The following is a 19163-nucleotide window of genomic DNA, read 5'->3' on the forward strand; positions in this document are numbered from 1 at the left end:
TCATGTCACCACTCTCCACTTGAGCAACAACAGCCAGTTTAAAGCCTAATGTGTAGTCCCGTTGTGTTCGCTTAGTCTTTGTTCTTGTTTGCTTTCTCATAATAAGTCCTTTTCTTGTGAACTTATTCAAGGACGGGACAGCAATAATAAAAAAGGCAGGCTCAAATGAGTCTGCCTTTTTTATTATATGTAATGAGATGGGATGCATCTCATCAATATTCCTTATCGTGTAAGCTTGCGGTACTTAATTCGCTGAGGCTGGTCAGCTTCTTTACCGAGGCGCTTCTTACGATCAGCTTCATACTCGGTGTAGTTACCGTCAAAGAATACAACCTGTGAATCACCTTCAAATGCAAGAATATGCGTGGCAAGGCGATCAAGGAACCAACGGTCGTGAGAGATAACCAGTACAGAACCTGCGAAGTTCTCAAGAGCTTCTTCAAGCGCACGCATGGTATTTACGTCCAAATCGTTTGTCGGTTCGTCAAGCAAGATAACGTTTGCACCGGATTTGAGAATCTGCGCAAGATGCACGCGGTTACGTTCACCACCAGAAAGAACATCAATTTTCTTCTGCTGATCTGCACCGGTAATGCCAAAACGTGAGCAATACGCGCGAGAGTTAACTTCCTGTGTACCAAGCTTAACAGTTTCGTATCCACCTGAAATAATCTCGTAAACTGTCTTACCAGATTCAAGGCTGTCACGTCCCTGATCTACGTGAGCGAACTGCACTGTTTCACCGATTTTAACTTCACCGGAATCAGGCTTTTCTTCACCGATCAGCATCTTGAATGTAGTAGATTTACCAGCGCCGTTAGGACCGATAATACCTACAATTGCACCCGCAGGAATGATGCAATTCATATTCTCTACAAGCAGTTTATCACCAAGAGATTTGGTAACATCAACCATTTCGATTACACGTTTACCAAGACGAGGTCCCGGTGGAATGTAAATTTCGAGGTCTTTTGCATGCGCTTCTGATTCATGCGAAACAAGAGATTCGTATGCACTGATGCGTGCTTTAGATTTAGAATGACGTCCTTTCGGAGACATGCGAATCCACTCAAGTTCTCGCTGTAATGTCTTCTGGCGTTCAGACTCTTTCTTTTCTTCTTGTGCAAGGCGCTTCTGTTTCTGATCGAGCCAGCTGGAGTAGTTTCCTTTCCAAGGAATACCACGACCACGATCAAGTTCAAGAATCCAACCAGCTACGTTATCGAGGAAGTAACGGTCATGCGTTACAGCGATAACAGTACCAGGGAAATTCTGTAAGTAGCGTTCGAGCCATGCTACAGATTCTGCATCAAGATGGTTGGTAGGTTCGTCAAGAAGCAGGATGTCAGGGTTCTGCAAAAGCAGACGGCATAACGCCACACGACGCTTTTCACCACCGGAGATCACGTCTACAGGGGTATCTGCCGGAGGACAACGCAACGCATCCATTGCCATTTGCAAGCGGGAATCAATATCCCATGCGCCTTTCGCATCCATCTGTTCCTGAACCTTAGCCTGCTGCTCAATAAGAGCATCCATTTCTTCAGGTTCCATAGGTTCAGCAAATTTAGCGTTGATGTCATTGAACTCATTGATAAGATTCATAACATCGCCAACGCCCTCTTCAACAACTTCACGAACAGTACGTGTTTCGCCGATAAGAGGTTCCTGCTCCAAGTATCCCACTGTGTAACCCGGAGAAACATGTGTTTCACCTTCAAACGCAGTGTCTACACCCGCAAGAACTTTAAGGAGGGATGATTTACCGGAACCGTTAAGCCCCAGCACGCCAATTTTTGCACCATAAAAATACGAAAGAGAGATATTCTTAAGAACCTCTTTCTGACCGTGACGCTTGGTCACGCGAACCATTGAATAAATAATCTTATCCGGCTCGTTTTGACTCATATTACCACCTTGAATCTATTAGTAAACTGCAACCAGCTACTGTTTTTTTATTGCCATAGTGTTCTATACTACAGTGCTTGTTCAAAGCTCTCAGAAACAAGTCCAGTACTACAGAAAAATATTTTTTCTTCTTTTTGCTTATTTGCAACAAATTGTCCAGAAAAGGAAATCACATCTTTCCAATAAGGTAAGTACGTTTAATAGATAAAACCTGCCCTTCTTTCCGCAATCTAACACGTTGTAATGCCAGTCTGTTCTATGCTAGCTAAAAATAAAATTGACCATTTTATTTCGATTGTTCGGAGATTACATGAAAAACTACCCTGTAATGTACAGCAACACATATACTACTCCAGAAAATGCAAAGGGCTTTCTTTCCAGCTTATTCCCATCAGCCGCTTTTTATCCTTCAATGGCTAAAATTGCTTTTTGTGCAAACAGAGAAGCTCAACAAGGTAAATCTTCGGATCAGGCATGGGTTAAAGCCAGCCTCGATATTATCAATGCGCTTGAACGGGTAGGCGTGTCCCTTTCATTCGAAAATATTTCTGCATTTACCGAATTAGACTCCCCTTGTGTATTTATCGGTAACCACATGAGTACGCTGGAAACGTTTGTTCTACCTGCTATTATTCAACCGCACAAAGCAGTTACTTTTGTCATTAAAAGCTCACTCCTCACCTACCCTTTCTTTGGCGACCTTATGGCCTCACGCGATCCGATTGCAGTTGAACGCACTAATCCGCGTGAAGATTTAAAAACTGTTCTCAATGAAGGGTGTGAAAAAATCAGTCAGGGAAAATCCATCATTGTTTTTCCTCAATCAACACGCAGCACCGAATTTGATCGCAAAAAATTTAACTCTATCGGTGTAAAACTCGCCAAAAAAGCCGGTGTCCCTATTGTTCCTCTTGCTTTAAAAACAGATAGCTGGGGACATAGCAAATTAGGAAAAGAATTCGGACCAATCGATATCTCTAAGAAAGTCCATTTTGCGTTCGATGCACCAATCACTGTTGAGGGGAACGGTAAGGAAGCTCATGCTTCGGTGTGTAATTTTATTGAAACGTCGTTAACTAACTGGGCAAAATAACCATTGAGTGCCAAAACAGTAGAAAAGCATTTTATCTGTGATGCGTGTATAGAATTTCCACTCTATGCACGCATTATTTTCTAGAGAAAAGAATAAGAGGCGTTCTTTGCACAGCCGCATGCGCTTTTCAAAAAACAGTTAAGAATCGGTTAGTTTTTCAAAACACACAGTATTTATTATACTTCTTCTATTTTTGTAAAAACACAATTTTCAGCGGATGATGCAGGGTAATACAGAATTATTTTCTCATGCATTGACGCAAAAAAAATTGTAAGCTAAGCATTATTGCGTGCTCAAACAGTTTATGAGGTAGCGCTTCGAGTTGCCGCGAACCGCTGCTACATTAACCCTAAAACTACTGGGTCAAGCTATGACAATGACAAAAAAAGAAGCTCTGCTACTAGCTGCTAAAGAGCTTTTTGGTGAGTATGGTTACGCTGAAACTACGTTTAAAAAAATTTCTGAACGTGCCGGAGTCGCTCTGGGTCTGCTAACTCACCATTACGGAAACAAAGAAAAGTTGTTTCTCGCAGCTGGACTGGATGTTCTTGACGACTTCATTATCAAGCTAAGAGAAGCTTGTTCTCAAGGTGATACCGGTTACGATTCTGTTATGAACTTTTGTCGTACCTACTTAGACTACTCTGTAACACCGGAATCACACTTCCTTGTTCTCGTTCGCTGCTCTCCATATTCAGACATGAAAACTCAAACTGACCGTGATATTATGTACGAAAAGTTCAACCAAGTACCACGGGAACTCGAGTATCATGTACGCCGAGGAATAGAAGACGGTTCTATTAAAGATTTACCAGCACACGAAACGACTTCTGTTCTTACCTGTAACTTGGTTGGTGCTATCCGAACCAGACTGCTCACTCCATATGCACCAGCCAACCTGTATGATGAAGTTCTTAAATTTATTTCCCGAAGCATAAAAAATGATTAGCACAAATTGCTAAAGCATAAAAAAAGGAAGAAGTTTTTACCTTCTTCCTTTTTTTATGCAATGCCGTATGGTCTTACCCACGCACCACACAGAGACTTACAATCTCTAACGTCTATGCCGCCTTGATAACAAGCGGAATTATGTGGCGCTGAGCTGACTCTTCATGTGTTTTGCCGATTTCGAAAGTCACTTCATTTTTACCCGCAACCGCTGCGATTTCTTCAACCAACCCTTTAACATTAATAATAGGGTGACGCATGAATACCTGTGGAAGCCCATACGTCAAGTTACAGGCAAGACATGCACCGTTGCGCTGGTTTAAATAAAACGCAAACTCAAGGACATCGTCCGTACCATTTACAAAGGCAAGCTCGATATCGTATGCGCCACTTTCTGCCTCGCCATACAGCGCATCAAAAAATTCATCTGTTCTGGATGCCGGAAACAGCTCATCCAATTTTTCTTTTGTAAAGACGGTATCAAACTGCATAATTACTCCCAACCTTTTCTTTCATATGTGCATTTTTTGGTTTTTCGCAGTAAATTTGGAAGCATAACAATGCTCAAAATTACCCGTTTATGCACCGTATAGATTTTAGACAAACTCAGCAAGTGCCCGAGAGCTTCTTAAGCCGTATGAAAATGTCCTTCTCAAGCTGCAACGCCTGTGTAGTAATCGCATCTACCGAAAAAACATCAAGCACTTCTCTTGAAGACATTGGGCGGCATGTTGGGCAAAGCCCACCTAGATACGCCAAGTACCCAATAATAGCTTCAGCTGAAATTCCTTCAGCACGCATTTTACGTAATTCAAAATGCCCATGCCTTTTTGCCAGACGCTCTCCTTCATGGTCGATGACAAGCGGTAAGTGAATATACTCAGGAGGAGTACAGCCCAATAGCTCATATAAATACACCTGACGCGGTGTACAGTGTAAAATATCTTCGCCTCGCACAACTTGTGTAATCCCCTGTCGAATATCATCAACAACAACAGCAAGTTGATATGCAAAAACGCCATCAGAACGGCGAAGCGGGAAATCTCCACCACACTCGTTCCAACTCATGCAGCAGTCGCCATGCAGCACATCAGTAAACTGAATCTCCGACTTTTCACAATGCAACCGCATTGAACTTCTACGCCCTTCTGCCTCACGCTCTTTACGTTCAGCATCAGAAAGATGAAGACATATTTCGGGATACGCATTGCCATAATCACTTTTATGAGGGGCTGACGCTAACGACCTAAGCTCCTTGCGGGTACAAAAGCAGGGATATACAAGTCCATCGGCTTGCAGAGCATCAATTACGCGCGCGTATAATTCTGTAGATTCACTCTGAGTATATGGCGCACAATCGCCGCCCACATCTACACCTTCATCCCAGTCAAGACCAAGCCAACGCAAGTCTTCGAGTATTCCCTCAACAAACTCCAGCTTTGATCTATCAGGATCAATGTCTTCAATGCGCAACACTAAACGTCCACCCGATTTTCTGGCAGCAAGCCAACAAACGAGAAACGACCATGCATTGCCTAAGTGCAGATAGCCAGTAGGAGAAGGAGCAAAACGACCTTTTACAACACCCTGTCGTGCAGACGCGGCGGGAGAAATTTCTGCTGCTATTTGAGCAAGGTTACGTGTAGAATTCATGCACAGTTGAGATCATGCCACGCTTGATAAGTCAACCATCTAACAGAGCCATCCTGCTATGCCATACACGCAGTTTGAAAATAGACACTATATAATGCGATGACATTAAGGCAGCACCGCCTAAAAGATGTCACACAAAAGTCTAGCCTCGATAACCCGATGGTAAATATGCGCTACTTATTTTCCAAAGTTCGAAATCGGGCCTCCAGTAGGCGATCATTTTCACTACAGATTGCCGCACGACTAGAGATAGTGATGATACAACACACTCAAGCCATTCGGCACTCATAGAATTTATGCTATGCTAGCAAAAAAGGAGTGCCTATGCTTAAAAAGAAAAACAAAACGAAGACCACCACCCACAAATCTACCACGCAAAATATGTATGAAGGTGCAACACAGCCCTCATACTTTACAACAGTACGCAAAGACATCCCCTTTGATGAGCTAGCCCAAATTGAAGCCCTGCTATGTGGTGCATGCCCTAAAAAATAGCCATCCAATTTTATCTTCTACGTTTTCGCAGCACTAAATAAATTTTTTGTAAAAAGTATTGCCAAACTGATTACATGTGGATATTGTGTAGTCAAGATAGACGAAATAGAAAAGTTGGTTAGTTCACTTCATAAACCTAACTGAATGAATCTGTAGTCTCAGGGAGGTGTCCATTTGGAAACTCCACCATGCACTTCAATTGGCGAATAAGCTAGGAGTATTTCGCCAATATTCAAGTAGGTAACTAATTAATTTTCAACGTAACACAAAGACTTAGCACCAAGGTGGCAACGCCTTGGTGCTTTTTTTTGAAGTTCTTCCCCCCACCTTGCCGCGCTCCTGCCTCAAGACAATCATTTTATGTCTATTTGCTACTGAACAAACTAGTTAATCAACCAGTCGTGCTACTAATATTTTTTTAGTGGCATATTCAATCTCGATTGAGCACCTAAACATCGCACAGAGTGCATATTATCAAATTTTTCTATAAATTACAGGAGAAATTATCGGCATCTTATTGACACATTTTAGGAGCAGGATGTACGTGTTTTATTGTTCTTCAACGTTATAGATTCGTTTGATACTTATAGTTTACAAACGCCAAAATGCAAGGAGGCAGGGATGAGTCTCAATAGGCGTGATTTTGTTAAACTGTGCACAGGGACTGTGGCTGGACTTGGGGTTTCCCAGATGTTCAACCCAGCTGTTTGTGAAGCCATTTCCGGTTCACTTAACGGCGAACGCCCTCCAGTTTTATGGTTACAGGGTGCAGGCTGTACGGGATGTTCCGTATCTTTGCTAAACTCTGTTAACCCACACATTAAAGATGTACTGCTCAAGGTTATCAGCCTCGAATTCCATCCTACCGTGATGGCATGGGAAGGCGAGCCTGCAATCGAACACATGTACAAAATTGCAGAAAAGTACGACGGCAAATTCTTCCTCGTTGTGGAAGGAAGCGTTCCTACTGAAGCTGATGGTAAATACTGTGTTATTGGCGAAGCCCATCACAGAGAAATTACCATGGTTGATGCAATGAAAGAGCTTGGTCCTAAAGCAGCAGCTGTGCTCGCAGTAGGAACCTGTTCAGCATACGGCGGCATTCCTGCTGCAGAAGGCAGCCAGACCGGTGCTAAAGCTGTTCGTGACTTCTTCGAAGAAGAAGAAATTGCAACTCCTGTTGTTAACATTCCTGGCTGTCCTCCGCACCCTGACTGGATCGTAGGCACAGTTACTGTTGCTCTTGATGCAATCAAAAAGCACGGTCTTGCAGACGGTCTTGGAAAAGTTGTTGAAATTCTTGATGATGAAGGACGTCCAACTCCTTTCTTCGGCGAGAACATTCACGACAACTGTCCATACCTTGACGACTTTGACAACGACGTGCTGGCAACTAAGTTCACTGAGGTTAAAGGCTGTCGCATGGAGCTTGGCTGTAAAGGTCCTGACACCATGTCCGACTGTTACAAGCGTAAGTGGAACAACGGTATTAACTGGTGTGTACAGAACGCTGTATGTATTGGTTGTACTGAGCCTGACTTCCCTGATGGCAAGTCCCCGTTCTACGAGCCAGCTTAACGGCTTGTGCGCCTTTACACATTCCTAAGGAGGAATTAACATGTCTGGTTGCAAAAGAAACGGAGCAGCAGCCAGCGGTAAGACAGCTCACATCGCAATCGATCCGGTAACCCGAATCGAAGGTCACTTGAAAGCTGATGTTACCGTTGAGAACGGCAAAGTCGTGGACGCAAAGCTTTCCGGCGGTATGTACCGCGGATTCGAGCAGATTCTTCGTAATCGCGATCCTCGTGACTCTTCACAGATCGTTCAGCGTATCTGTGGTGTATGTCCTGTAGCACACGCTACTGCTTCTGTTATGGCTCAGGATGCAGCATTTGGTGTTAAAGTAACTAACAATGCCCGCATTACCCGTAACCTCATTCTTGGTGCTAACTACCTGCAGTCTCATATCCTGCATTTCTACCACTTAGCAGCTCAGGACTTTGTACAGGGTCCTGATAGCGCACCATTTGTACCTCGCTACCAAAAGTCAGACCTTCTTGAAGATCGTAGCAAAGAACTGAAAGCTGTTAACGCAGCAGCAGTCGATCAGTACATTGAAGCTCTCGACGTGCGCGCAATCTGTCACGAGATGGTTGCTATCTGGGGCGGTAAAATGCCTCACGTACAGGGTATTGTTGCCGGTGGTGCAGCTGAAATGCCTAGCAAAGAACGTATCATTGAATACGCTGCCCGCTTACAGAAGGTACGTGACTTTGTTACTAATAAATATCTCCCAACCGTTTACACCGTTGGTTCCGTATACCCTGACCTCTTTAAAGTAGGACAAGGACACAAAGCATGTATCGCATATGGCGTATTCCCGCTTGATGATGCTCACTCCAAGTTCATGATGAAGAGCGGTGTATACTACGATGGTAAGGATCATAAATTTGATCCTTCCAAAATCCATGAAGATGTAAAATACTCATGGTTTGATGATTCTACATCTGGTCTTCACTACTCTGAAGGTAAAACTGTTCCTGACCCTCATAAAGAAGGTGCATACAGTTTTGTTAAAGCTCCTCGCTACAACGGCGTTGCTTGTGAGGTTGGTCCTCTCGCACGTATGTGGGTTGATAACCCTCCTCTCTCACCTGTAGGTCAGAAAATGCTGAAAGAGAAATTCGGCTTGGATGCAAAACGCTTCCGTGACCTTGGTGAAGATGCAGCATTCTCCCTTATGGGTCGTCACGTAGCGCGTGCTGAAGAAACTTGGTACCTGCTTGACTTCATTGATGCATGGCTCAAAGAAGTTAAACCGGACGAAGAAACCTTCACCGCATTTGAAATTCCTGAGTCTGCTGAAGGTACTGGCTTCACAGAAGCACCTCGCGGTGCTCTGCTCCACTACCTTGACGTTAAAGACAGCACAATCAACAACTACCAGATTGTTTCTGCAACTCTTTGGAACTGTAACCCTCGCGATGACAAGGGGGTACGCGGTCCTGTAGAAGAAGCACTCATTGGTATTCCAGTACCGGATGTTGATAACCCAGTAAACGTGGCGCGTCTCATTCGTGCCTTCGATCCATGACTGGGCTGTGCCGTTCACGTGATGAACGCAGAGACCGGTAAAGTTTCCGTAGTTGAGTTCGAATAAAACTCGCTTCTGAAATTGCCTAATAAAAGAGGAACCGTTTGGTTCCTCTTTTTGTTAGATCGCATTTTATAGCACCCAGAAAAAGCACTTACCAAACCAAGTACGGATTACGGTCTACCGCAGGCAATGTATGCTTTCACAACGCTGCTAAGAGCTTCAAACCGAAAAGACTGAGCGTGCTGGCTTCCATAAAAAAAAGAGGCAGAAGACCTCTCCCATATCCAGCGGCTTATCATTAAATAAATCGATTGCCATCCAGCTCATTTCTGTACAAAATCGGTTTCAAAACTAGAGTGCAATTCTACATTATATATGCAGGGATGCTAGGCAGCCTTTTCTTATTTAATGATAAGGAAAAAAATAATGAAAATTTGTAGGGCGCTATCGAATTTTTATCTGATAGCGCGGAACAAATATAAAAATCTAGCAACACAAATTTTGCAACCTAGCCCGTGCTCATATACACAAAATTTTCACGATACATATTCCATTACTTTTTTATTCGGCAAAAGCATTGCTTAAAGGACAGATCATGGAAAAACTTTTAGTGCTCGGTATTGGCAATACTCTCCTCACAGACGATGGCGTCGGTGTTCATGCAGCAGAAATTCTCTGGAAAGAGGAATGGCCGGAAAACGTTACCGTTATGGAGGCAGGAACCTTTACGCAAGACATATACGCTTTTTTTCAAGGCTATGACAGACTTCTGGTTTTAGATGTTATTCATGCAGAACACGAGCCCGGCACTATCTACGAGCTTACAGAAGACGACATTCGCTCTAACGAAAAGCAGCGTGTTTCTATCCATGACATTGACATGCTTGATTCTTTGCAGATGTGTGAACTGCGTTGCGGAACACGTCCTAAAATGGAAATTATCGGCATGCAACCTCACGACATTACGACATGGAACATTGGTCTTTCCGAAGCCTGCCAAGCTAAGTTTGATTCCTATGTCGCTCATGTGCGTAAGCGTATTAAAGAAATAATTGAGGAAATGAATTAGCCATTCCACTCCCCTCGAATCACCCAGCTGACATTCTCACCTCAGCTTTGAATTTTTCATTACAATTCTCATCAGCCCCCTCTTGGGGGCTTTTTTTTGCTCCCTTCAGAATGACACCTTGCAAAATATAATAAGAATCACGGCATGATATTTTATTTTTCTATTATGAAAGAAAAACCAATTATGCTATGGTGATGCCAATTATTCCAGTTGACTTCGTTAGAATGTGTACACGTAAGTATGAAGCCAACAACGTCTGGTGTAGCACCAAAGTGCAAACCGTTTCCTTCCTATAAGGAGGTTGTATGAAAATTTCTATAGGTCTCGGCAAAGAAGATGTCGTTGAAAGACTAGAGAAAAAAGGGGTTTCCCGCCGTCAGTTCCTTAAGTACTGTACTGCTGCTGCGGTTTCCCTCGGAATGGCTCCAGGATTCGGCGCAAAAATTGCCGAAGCTGTCACCTCTAAACTTCGTCCTTCTGTTGTGTATTTGCATTGTGCAGAATGTACCGGCTGTACCGAAGCTCTCCTTCGGGCACACGAGCCGTACATTCAAGAAATTCTATTTGATACCATTTCATTAGATTACGATGAAACCATTATGGCAGCCGCTGGCGATGCTGCTGAAAAAGCACTTGAGCAGGCTGTTAACAATCCTAATGGGTTTATCCTTGCTGTTGAAGGCGGTATTCCTACCAAAGATGGCGGTGTGTATGGCAAGGTTGCCGGACATACCATGCTGGATATGGTAACTAAAATTGCTCCGAAAGCTAAAGCGCTTATCAACCACGGCACCTGTGCCTGCTTTGGTGGCGTTCAGGCTGCTGCTCCTAACCCTACAGGTGCCAAAGGTGTCAACGACGTTCTTCAAGATCAAAAGATTGTCGGCATCAATGTTCCGGGTTGTCCTCCTAACCCATACAACTTTGTGCACACCATTCTCTTCTACCTGACAAAACACCAAGCACCTGAGCTTGATGACCTGCAAAGACCAATTCCTTTCTTTGGAACTACTGTGCATGACCAATGTGAGCGGTTACCACACTTTGAGGCAGGAGAATTTGCTCCTTCCTTCGATTCTGAAGAAGCACGCAAAGGCTGGTGCCTGTATGAACTGGGATGTAAGGGACCAGACACATACAACAACTGCCCTAAAATTAAGTTCAATCAGGTAAGCTGGCCTGTCGAAGCAGGTCATCCGTGTATCGGCTGCTCTGAACCTGACTTCTGGGACGAAATGACCCCGTTCTACGAAAATTAGCAGCTTGAACCGATAGCTTATTCCAAGGAGCAAGATACATGAAAAGCAATTCCTCTGGATTCCCTGTTACCCCTCAGGGCAACAAGAACGGCAGAGTTGTTGTCGACCCAGTTTCACGAATCGAAGGTCACCTTCGAGTCGAGGTTGAACTTAAAGATGGTAAAATTGCCAACGCATGGAGTTCCTCGACTCTTTTCCGTGGTCTTGAAATAATTCTTCAAGGTCGCAAACCAGAAGATGCCCAGCACTTTACTCAGCGTTCTTGTGGTGTTTGTACATACGTACATGGACTCGCCTCAACCCGCGCTGCTGAAGATGCCTGCAACGTAACTATCCCAGAAAATGCAACTCTCATCCGTAACCTCGTTATGGCATGTCAGTACATGCATGACCACCTTGTACACTTCTACCATCTCTGTGGGTTAGACTGGATTGATGTTGCAGGTGCGCTGAAAGCAGATCCTAAAAAAGCTGCTTCCATTGCCAACTCCATTTCTCCACGTGAAACCAAAGCAGAAGATCTTAAAGCTGTTCAGGCTACACTGAAAAAATTTGTAGACAGCGGACAGCTTGGACCATTCACTAATGCATACTTCCTGAACGGTCACGAAGGGTACTACTTAAGCCCTGAATTAAACCTCATTGGCACTGCACATTACCTTGAAGCACTGCGTATGCAGCTTCTCCCTGCACGCGCCATGGCAATATTCGGCGGCAAAAACCCTCACCCTCAGTTCATGCAGGTTGGTGGTGTTACTTGTTACAATGCGCTGAAAAAAGAGAACCTCAAGCAATTCCGCGACTTGGTCATGCAGACCAAGAACTTCATCGATCAGGTATACATTCCTGACCTCATTGCCATTGCTGGACAGTACAAAGACTGGACACAATACGGCGGTTGCACCAACTTCCTTACATTTGGTGAATTCCCAACCAAAGGGCAGGAACTGGACTCCCGCTACTTCCCTGCTGGTATTGTTATGGATCGTAAATTTGATGATGTTCAAAAGTTCGATCCAAGCAAAATTGCAGAGCACGTTCGCTACAGCTGGTACAAAGGCGACAAAGCGCACCACCCTTACGATGGTGTAACTGATCCTAAATACACTGACATGTTCGGTGAAGATCGTTACTCATGGATGAAAGCACCACGCTACGAAGACAAAGCAATGGAAACCGGTCCACTTGCTCAGGTTCTTGTTGCATACGCTAACGGACATCCAAAAGTTAAGCCGCTTGTTGACCACGTTATCAACACACTCGGTATCAAAGTCGAAAATCTGTATTCAACACTTGGTCGTATTGCAGCACGCGGTATTGAAACTGCTGTTGTTGCCGAGCACTGCGTTGATATGCTCAATCAGTTGGAAGGCAACCTTGCAGCTGGCAAAAACCAGATTATCGAAAACATCGATATGGTTGATAAAGCAGAAGGCGTTGGCTTTGTTAACGCACCACGCGGTGGTCTCTCTCACTGGCTTAAAGTTAAAGACAAGAAAATTGAAAACTTCCAGCTTGTTGTTCCATCCACATGGAACCTCGGACCTCGCTGTGCCAACGACTTGTTATCTCCAGTAGAAGAAGCACTCGTTGGAACTCCTGTAGCAGATGCAGAACGCCCTGTTGAAATCTTAAGAACAGTGCACTCCTTTGACCCATGTATTGCTTGTGGTGTTCACGTAATTGACGGTAACACAAACAAAGTACATAAGTTCCAAATTAGATAACGAAGTTACTTTCTTCGACAAGTCTCCAACGGTCAGAGAACCTTTAAACAAAGGTTCTCTGACCATTTTCAAACGTCCTGAGCCAAGACAAAAGGAAAACACACATGACAAATCCACCTGAAATTCTTGTGCTGGGTGTAGGCAATACCCTGTATACTGATGAAGGTCTTGGCGTTCGCGCTGTTGAGCAACTAATCGATTCCTATAATTTTTCAGATAACGTTACCTTATTTGACGGTGGAACATTAGGCATGAAGCTGATGGATCACATTGTTAAATATGATAAGTTAATTGTTGTTGATGCCGTGCTGTGCGGTGATGAAGCAGGTTCAATTTATCGTCTGGTTGGTGAAGATTTAAGAAAAAGTCTTGGCTTCAACAACTCGATGCACCAAACCGATTTAGTCGACACACTCATTTTTTGTGAATTAATAGGCAACAGACCTGATACCGTGGTTATCGGGATGGAACCTAACGACTATGAAACAATGAATATAAATCTCTCATCAGAAGTAGCTTGCAAACTCGATTCAATGTGTGACATTGTACTTCAGGAAATTACTGAATCCGGCGGCGAATTTTTTACAAAATAGCCTGCCGGAATATATATTTTGACGAATCATCAGCATTACGCTGTTCCTAGGAGTGCTTATGTGTCTTGCAATTCCTGCTGAAGTTGTAGAAATTCAGTCTGATACCATGGCAAAATGTCGTGTGGGGCAAAGTGAAACGTACATTGATGCCTCAACTATGCTTTTAGAAAGTCCTGCCGAAATTGGCGACTTTGTGATTGTTCACGCCGGGTTCGCGCTGCGTAAACTCGATTTTGATGAAGCACAGGAGACACTGCGCCTACTCAGGCAGATGGCAGGAATTAATGAAGATACACCGGGTGCTTTTTAATCTGTACGTTGTATAGCTTTCAAAAGTCTCCTGTAGAATTACTGCAGGAGACTTTTTTCTTTTGACAAAAAAGTGATTTTTCTTCATCACAGCTGTGATCTTGACTTTAGCAAGCATTTAAATCAATTTAACTGACTTATTTCAGTAATGTTACTTCCGGAGGAAGAGATTCCCATGAGCGACTACAAAAAGACGCTGCATCTCCCAAAAACTAAATTTCCTATGAAGGCTAACCTTTCCCAAAAAGAGCCAGAAATGCTCAAAGAATGGGAAAGCAAAAAAGCCTACGATGCAATGCTCGCTGCAAGCGGCGAGAACGGTGAGTACGTCCTGCACGACGGCCCTCCATATGCTAACGGTCACCTCCACCTTGGTCATGCACTGAACAAGGTTCTTAAAGATATAATTATTAAGTCTCAGAACATGCAGGGCAAAAAAGCTCAGTACGTTCCGGGCTGGGACTGCCACGGTCTCCCAATTGAGCTTAAAGTAGAACAGCAGCTTGGTGATAAGAAAAAAACTATTCCTGAGCACGTGTTCCGTAAAGTATGTCGCGAATACGCAGAAAAATTTGTAGGCATTCAGCGTAAAGAATTTAAACGCCTTGGTGTGCTTGGTGAGTGGGAAAACCCGTACCTTACCATGCATCCTTCTTACGAAGCAGCAACTGCACGCGAACTGGGTCGTTTCATGGAAAACGGTTCTGTAGCACGCAGCAAAAAGCCAATTTACTGGTGTGCTTCTTGTAAGACAGCTCTCGCTGAAGCAGAAGTTGAATACGACGATCACGTATCCCCTTCTATTTATGTTCGCTTCCCTATGAACGACGCACGCGTTAAAGAAGCGTTCCCTCAGGCTGACCCTGCAAAAACCTATGCAATTATCTGGACAACCACTCCATGGACAATTCCAGATAACATGGCAATTGCGGTTCACCCAGAGCTTGAATACAGCCTTGTTGCTGTTAATGGTGACTTTTACCTTCTCGCTTCTGCACTTGTAGAAGACAACGCAGAAACTTTTGGCTGGGAAGATTACTCTGTAGTCGGCACCACCACTGGTGACAAACTTGAAGGCATTGTTGCAAAGCACCCTATTTATGATCGTGAATCTCCAATTTGCCTTGGCGATCACGTTACTACAGAATCCGGTACTGGTTGTGTTCACACCGCACCGGGACATGGTCGCGAAGACTTTGAAGTAGGTCAGAAATACGGGCTTGAAATCTACTCTCCAATGGACGACGAAGCTCGTTTCCTTGATTCCGTAGAGTTCTTTGCTGGTCTTACCATTACCGAAGCAAACCCTAAGGTAATTGAAAAACTTGAAGAAGTTGGTAATCTTTTAGCACAAGCGAAAGTAAAACACTCTTACCCGCACTGCTGGAGATGTAAAAAGCCTGTTATCTTCCGTGCGACCACACAGTGGTTCATCACAATGGAAGCTAACGATCTTCGCAAGCGCTCTCTTGATGCTATCCGTAACGATGTTAAATGGATTCCATTATGGGGTGAAGAACGCATCTACAACATGGTAGAAAACCGCCCTGACTGGTGTATCTCCCGTCAGCGCATGTGGGGCGTTCCTATTATCGCGTTGCTTTGTAAAAGCTGTGATGAAGCTTGGTACGACACCGACTGGGTTAAAGGCATTGTAGATAAATTTGCTGAACACAAAACAGGTTGTGACTACTGGTTTGAAGCAGATATTGCTGATCTCGTACCAGAAGATCTTGCTTGTCCTAAGTGTGGCGGTCACCACTGGAAGCGCAGCAGAGACATTCTCGACGTATGGTTCGATTCCGGCACAAGCTTTGCCGCTGTAGTTGAGCAACGCCCTGAACTCAGCTTTCCTGCTGACATGTACCTTGAAGGTTCTGACCAGCACCGTGGTTGGTTCCACAGCTCCTTGCTGGCTTCCATGGGTACTCGTGGATGTCCTCCATACAAAGAAGTTCTTACTCACGGCTACGTTGTAGACGGTGAAGGTAAGAAGATGTCCAAGTCTTTGGGCAACGGCATTGAGCCAGAAGAAGTTATCAAAAAATACGGCGCAGAAATCCTGCGCATGTGGGCTTCTTCTGTTGAATACCGTGAAGATGTTCGTATTTCTGAAGAAATTCTGAGCCGCCTTGTTGACGCATACCGTCGTATCCGTAACACAAGCCGCTACTTGCTCGGCAACATCAGCGATCTTCCTGCTGACGAGCTTGTACCATTTGAAGAAATGGAAGCTCTCGACCGTTATGCTGTTGACCTTGTATGCCGCGCTCATGAAAAAATTCAGACTGCATACTCTGAATACGAATTCCACAAGGTATACCATACGCTGCATAACCTGTGCACAACCGATCTTTCTTCATTCTACTTGGATATCCTGAAAGATCGCCTATACTCTTCCGCTGCAAACAGTAAAGAGCGCCGTTCTGCACAGACTGCCATGCTGCACATTATCACCTTGCTGGTTCGCAACATGGCTCCAGTTCTCAGCTTTACTGCTGAAGAAGTGTTTAAATACATCCCTGAAGGTCTCAAACCAAACGTTGATACTGTATTTGCACTTTCTTCTAAAGAGTTACAGCTGTTCTCCATCACTGATGAAGAGCGTGCTAACTGGGAAACATTGCTTCATGTTCGTTCTGAAATGACAAAAGCGATTGAGCCGGTTCGTAAAGAAGGTATTGTTGGTCATCCGTTGGATACCCATATTACCCTGTACATGACTGCACCTATCGCTGAAAAGCTTGAAGCACTGAAAACAGACCTGCGTGCAAACTTCATTGTTTCTCAGCTTTCAACAGCTAAATTTGAAGATGCTCCTGCCGATGCTTTTGCATCTGAAGTTGTGGAAGGTCTCAAAATTTCAGTTGCAAAAGCTGAAGGTGAAAAATGCGAACGCTGCTGGATTTACAGCAACGAGCTTGGTTCAGATAGCGAACACCCAACAATCTGCCCACGCTGTACCAGCGTATTGCAGACTGCAAACTAATACATAATGTTGTCTCGGGCGGCTGGAGAGCATCCTGCTGATATGATGTTCTCCAGACCTCCCTTTACTACGATCCAGTGACCTTGATGTTACGCTGCAAGTGTCTTTAGTTGCAGCATTGGCACAGAAGCTGTGCATATTTTCTGTTTGCATCGTTCACCTTTGCTAGCAGCTGCTTGTACTGTATTGTTCATAACATTTTCAAAAAAGATCACTCTGCTCGCCTAAGACAGCAAGCCGTAATTACTAGAAAACCTGCCGGACTTGCTACGGCAGGTTCTTTTTATATATGCTTCCGCACATGGAGGTTCCATGCACACTCGATATCTGATCGTCTACGGAATTGGTATTTTTTCTATCATAGCAGATCAGTTCACTAAATGGCTTACCGTTCAGAATATTCCACTTTGGAGCGGCTTCCCTGTTATTCCTGATTTCTTTAACTTAGTGCATGTGCTCAACCGCGGTGCAGCATTTGGATTTTTGAACAGCACTGAAACAGGCTGGCAAATATGGCTGTTCAGCGGTGCTGCCGTTGCAGCTTGTATCGCTGTGCACCTCATGACCCGTTCTGCCAAGCCGAATAACATTCTTTTTATTGCCCTTGGATTGATTCTTGGCGGTGCTGTTGGCAACCTTATTGATCGCATCAGAATAGGTGCGGTAATAGATTTTCTCGATTTTTATTATAAAAGTTACCATTGGCCAGCGTTTAACGTTGCAGACATATGCATATGCATAGGCGCAGGGCTAATGCTGTTTACCATTAAAGACATCTCGTAATGAGGGGGACTTTATGACTGACTTGCTGCCAATACTTAATGTCTTTTCTTTGACGGAAATGCATCCAGCGATGTTAGCCCTTGCTCTCGCACTTCCCATTCTGCCTAATTTATGGTCTATTTGGCATTCATATAAACATGAATTTTCTACACCAATGGAAAAATACGGCTGGATGCTCGCTGGTGTAATGCTGCCAGTCATAGGCGGAATTATCTATTTACTGTTCGGCTTCCGTCGCACTACCGGTCTCGCCTCATGGGCTAAACCACCTCAACATAAAGGATAATCCATGCGAATTGCTATTCGTGTAACAGTTCTATGTATTAGTACCGTTTTTCTTTTCGCCTGCGTTAAGCAGGAACAAGTAAACCTGCTTGAGCGAAAAATTTCTCAGCAGGATCAACAGATTCTTGAACTAAACAACTCTGTTGGATCTACTTCTCAGGCACTTGAAAATGTGCGCCCAGAGCAAGCTGATATCTTGTCCGAACTTAAAGGAATGAAAGTTGCTGTTGCAACACTCGAAGGACAAGTTGAAGATGTCCAGAACGAAACAGGTGACGTTGCTACGCTCCAGGCAAATGTTTCCGACATTACAAAACGCATTGCACAAATTGAAAGTGCATTACGTATGATGTCGTCCCAGCTGGGCATTGAAAATTCGCTGCCTGCTCCTACTGCGGCTGCCTCAACACCACAAGCAGTTTCTAATCAGCAGCAGGCATCTTCTGGTGCAATGCTTCCAAACCAGAACGGACAAGTTGTTTCAGGTGCTGCGCAAGCTGCAACCACACCTACAGCTCAGACTCCAGCACCGACACCTACTCCGGCTCCACAAAAATTAGCACCTGAAGATCTTGCGGATGCTTTATACAAAAGTGCATTGCAAGCATTTAATGAGCGCCGATACGAAGACGCACAGCGTATGTGGAGTGAGTATGAAAAAACCTACCCGAAATCAAAATTAGCGGCTAACGCCAAGTTCTGGCAAGGTGAAGCATATTTCCAAATGAAAAACTACCCTCGTGCGACATTAGCGTATGAGGAAGTTATTAAAAAGTATTCAAAAAGTAATAAGTACCCGCAGGCTTTGTTAAAACAAGGTCTCAGTTTCCTTAAACAAGGCAAAACGAATGCCGGTAAGTTCCGCCTTACTCAGTTGGTTCAAAATTTCCCTAAATCAGTGGAAGCCAAACGAGCAAAACAGGAGCTTGCTAAAAAGTAAGTGCAATTGGTT

17 protein-coding genes are annotated in these 19163 nt (G+C 44.2%); 14 read left to right on the forward strand and 3 right to left on the reverse strand.

The window, feature by feature from the left end; genetic code table 11:
- Positions 1–222 precede the first annotated feature (222 nt).
- Positions 223–1908, reverse strand: a complete 1686-nt coding sequence (gene ettA / locus N4A56_RS10730) for an energy-dependent translational throttle protein EttA (protein ID WP_293667874.1) — start codon at positions 1906–1908, stop codon at positions 223–225.
- A 310-nt stretch (positions 1909–2218) separates the two neighbouring features.
- Here ettA and N4A56_RS10735 point away from each other — a divergent pair, with 310 nt between their 5' ends.
- Complete coding sequence (locus N4A56_RS10735) at positions 2219–3001, forward strand: lysophospholipid acyltransferase family protein (RefSeq protein ID WP_293667876.1); 783 nt, start codon at positions 2219–2221, stop codon at positions 2999–3001.
- A 370-nt stretch (positions 3002–3371) separates the two neighbouring features.
- Complete coding sequence (locus tag N4A56_RS10740; protein ID WP_293667878.1) at positions 3372–3950, forward strand: TetR/AcrR family transcriptional regulator; 579 nt, start codon at positions 3372–3374, stop codon at positions 3948–3950.
- A gap of 112 nt (positions 3951–4062) precedes the next feature.
- On the opposite strand, the gene N4A56_RS10745 is transcribed toward N4A56_RS10740, so the two are convergent.
- The gene (locus N4A56_RS10745) at positions 4063–4440 is read right to left on the reverse strand and encodes a pancreas/duodenum homeobox protein 1 (protein ID WP_295547196.1); all 378 of its coding nucleotides are present in this window, start codon (positions 4438–4440) and stop codon (positions 4063–4065) included.
- A 115-nt stretch (positions 4441–4555) separates the two neighbouring features.
- On the reverse strand, positions 4556–5602 hold the full coding sequence (gluQRS, locus tag N4A56_RS10750) for a tRNA glutamyl-Q(34) synthetase GluQRS (RefSeq protein WP_295547199.1): 1047 nt from the start codon (positions 5600–5602) through the stop codon (positions 4556–4558).
- Positions 5603–5926: 324 nt separating this feature from the next.
- Here gluQRS and N4A56_RS10755 point away from each other — a divergent pair, with 324 nt between their 5' ends.
- The 12 genes from N4A56_RS10755 (at position 5927) to ybgF (ending at position 19151) form a co-directional block, all read left to right on the forward strand.
- On the forward strand, positions 5927–6097 hold the full coding sequence (locus N4A56_RS10755) for a hypothetical protein (RefSeq protein ID WP_295547202.1): 171 nt from the start codon (positions 5927–5929) through the stop codon (positions 6095–6097).
- A 621-nt stretch (positions 6098–6718) separates the two neighbouring features.
- A complete protein-coding gene (hysB, locus tag N4A56_RS10760) occupies positions 6719–7675 on the forward strand; it encodes a NiFeSe hydrogenase small subunit (protein ID WP_293667886.1) in 957 nt (318 codons plus the stop codon).
- A gap of 40 nt (positions 7676–7715) precedes the next feature.
- Positions 7716–9194 carry a NiFeSe hydrogenase large subunit HysA gene (gene hysA, locus N4A56_RS10765; protein WP_366519916.1) on the forward strand — a complete coding sequence of 493 codons (1479 nt, stop codon included), beginning with the start codon at positions 7716–7718 and terminating at the stop codon, positions 9192–9194.
- A gap of 598 nt (positions 9195–9792) precedes the next feature.
- Positions 9793–10266: a NiFeSe hydrogenase maturation protease gene (gene hysD, locus N4A56_RS10770; protein WP_295547204.1), complete on the forward strand. Its 474-nt coding sequence runs from the start codon at positions 9793–9795 to the stop codon at positions 10264–10266.
- A 305-nt stretch (positions 10267–10571) separates the two neighbouring features.
- A complete protein-coding gene (locus tag N4A56_RS10775; protein WP_293667891.1) occupies positions 10572–11525 on the forward strand; it encodes a hydrogenase small subunit in 954 nt (317 codons plus the stop codon).
- Between the two features lie 38 nt (positions 11526–11563).
- Positions 11564–13252 carry a nickel-dependent hydrogenase large subunit gene (locus N4A56_RS10780; RefSeq protein WP_293667892.1) on the forward strand — a complete coding sequence of 563 codons (1689 nt, stop codon included), beginning with the start codon at positions 11564–11566 and terminating at the stop codon, positions 13250–13252.
- 104 nt (positions 13253–13356) lie between these two features.
- On the forward strand, positions 13357–13845 hold the full coding sequence (locus tag N4A56_RS10785; protein WP_293667894.1) for a HyaD/HybD family hydrogenase maturation endopeptidase: 489 nt from the start codon (positions 13357–13359) through the stop codon (positions 13843–13845).
- A 58-nt stretch (positions 13846–13903) separates the two neighbouring features.
- Positions 13904–14155 (forward strand): HypC/HybG/HupF family hydrogenase formation chaperone, encoded by a 252-nt coding sequence (locus N4A56_RS10790; RefSeq protein ID WP_293667896.1) that lies wholly within the window; start codon positions 13904–13906, stop codon positions 14153–14155.
- Positions 14156–14329: 174 nt separating this feature from the next.
- Positions 14330–17143 carry an isoleucine--tRNA ligase gene (gene ileS / locus N4A56_RS10795; protein WP_295547210.1) on the forward strand — a complete coding sequence of 938 codons (2814 nt, stop codon included), beginning with the start codon at positions 14330–14332 and terminating at the stop codon, positions 17141–17143.
- Positions 17144–17455: 312 nt separating this feature from the next.
- Entirely contained in the window at positions 17456–17926 is a 471-nt protein-coding gene (gene lspA, locus N4A56_RS10800; protein WP_293667899.1) for a signal peptidase II, read from the forward strand.
- 13 nt (positions 17927–17939) lie between these two features.
- A complete protein-coding gene (locus N4A56_RS10805; RefSeq protein WP_366519917.1) occupies positions 17940–18212 on the forward strand; it encodes a PLD nuclease N-terminal domain-containing protein in 273 nt (90 codons plus the stop codon).
- A 3-nt stretch (positions 18213–18215) separates the two neighbouring features.
- The gene (gene ybgF / locus N4A56_RS10810; RefSeq protein WP_295547213.1) at positions 18216–19151 is read left to right on the forward strand and encodes a tol-pal system protein YbgF; all 936 of its coding nucleotides are present in this window, start codon (positions 18216–18218) and stop codon (positions 19149–19151) included.
- The last annotated feature ends 12 nt before the right edge of the window (positions 19152–19163 follow it).

The sequence above is a fragment of the Halodesulfovibrio sp. genome (genome assembly GCF_025210605.1).
Taxonomy (GTDB): domain Bacteria; phylum Desulfobacterota; class Desulfovibrionia; order Desulfovibrionales; family Desulfovibrionaceae; genus Halodesulfovibrio.

Coding starts and splice junctions, on each gene's coding strand:
- N4A56_RS10805 (WP_366519917.1), top strand. CDS start 17,940: ATGACTGACTTGCTGCCAATACTTAATGTCTTTTCTTTGACGGAAATG.
- N4A56_RS10785 (WP_293667894.1), top strand. CDS start 13,357: ATGACAAATCCACCTGAAATTCTTGTGCTGGGTGTAGGCAATACCCTG.
- hysA (WP_366519916.1), top strand. CDS start 7,716: ATGTCTGGTTGCAAAAGAAACGGAGCAGCAGCCAGCGGTAAGACAGCT.
- hysB (WP_293667886.1), top strand. CDS start 6,719: ATGAGTCTCAATAGGCGTGATTTTGTTAAACTGTGCACAGGGACTGTG.
- hysD (WP_295547204.1), top strand. CDS start 9,793: ATGGAAAAACTTTTAGTGCTCGGTATTGGCAATACTCTCCTCACAGAC.
- ybgF (WP_295547213.1), top strand. CDS start 18,216: ATGCGAATTGCTATTCGTGTAACAGTTCTATGTATTAGTACCGTTTTT.
- ettA (WP_293667874.1), bottom strand. CDS start 1,908: ATGAGTCAAAACGAGCCGGATAAGATTATTTATTCAATGGTTCGCGTG.
- N4A56_RS10735 (WP_293667876.1), top strand. CDS start 2,219: ATGAAAAACTACCCTGTAATGTACAGCAACACATATACTACTCCAGAA.
- N4A56_RS10755 (WP_295547202.1), top strand. CDS start 5,927: ATGCTTAAAAAGAAAAACAAAACGAAGACCACCACCCACAAATCTACC.
- gluQRS (WP_295547199.1), bottom strand. CDS start 5,602: ATGAATTCTACACGTAACCTTGCTCAAATAGCAGCAGAAATTTCTCCC.
- N4A56_RS10780 (WP_293667892.1), top strand. CDS start 11,564: ATGAAAAGCAATTCCTCTGGATTCCCTGTTACCCCTCAGGGCAACAAG.
- N4A56_RS10775 (WP_293667891.1), top strand. CDS start 10,572: ATGAAAATTTCTATAGGTCTCGGCAAAGAAGATGTCGTTGAAAGACTA.
- lspA (WP_293667899.1), top strand. CDS start 17,456: ATGCACACTCGATATCTGATCGTCTACGGAATTGGTATTTTTTCTATC.
- ileS (WP_295547210.1), top strand. CDS start 14,330: ATGAGCGACTACAAAAAGACGCTGCATCTCCCAAAAACTAAATTTCCT.
- N4A56_RS10740 (WP_293667878.1), top strand. CDS start 3,372: ATGACAATGACAAAAAAAGAAGCTCTGCTACTAGCTGCTAAAGAGCTT.
- N4A56_RS10745 (WP_295547196.1), bottom strand. CDS start 4,440: ATGCAGTTTGATACCGTCTTTACAAAAGAAAAATTGGATGAGCTGTTT.
- N4A56_RS10790 (WP_293667896.1), top strand. CDS start 13,904: ATGTGTCTTGCAATTCCTGCTGAAGTTGTAGAAATTCAGTCTGATACC.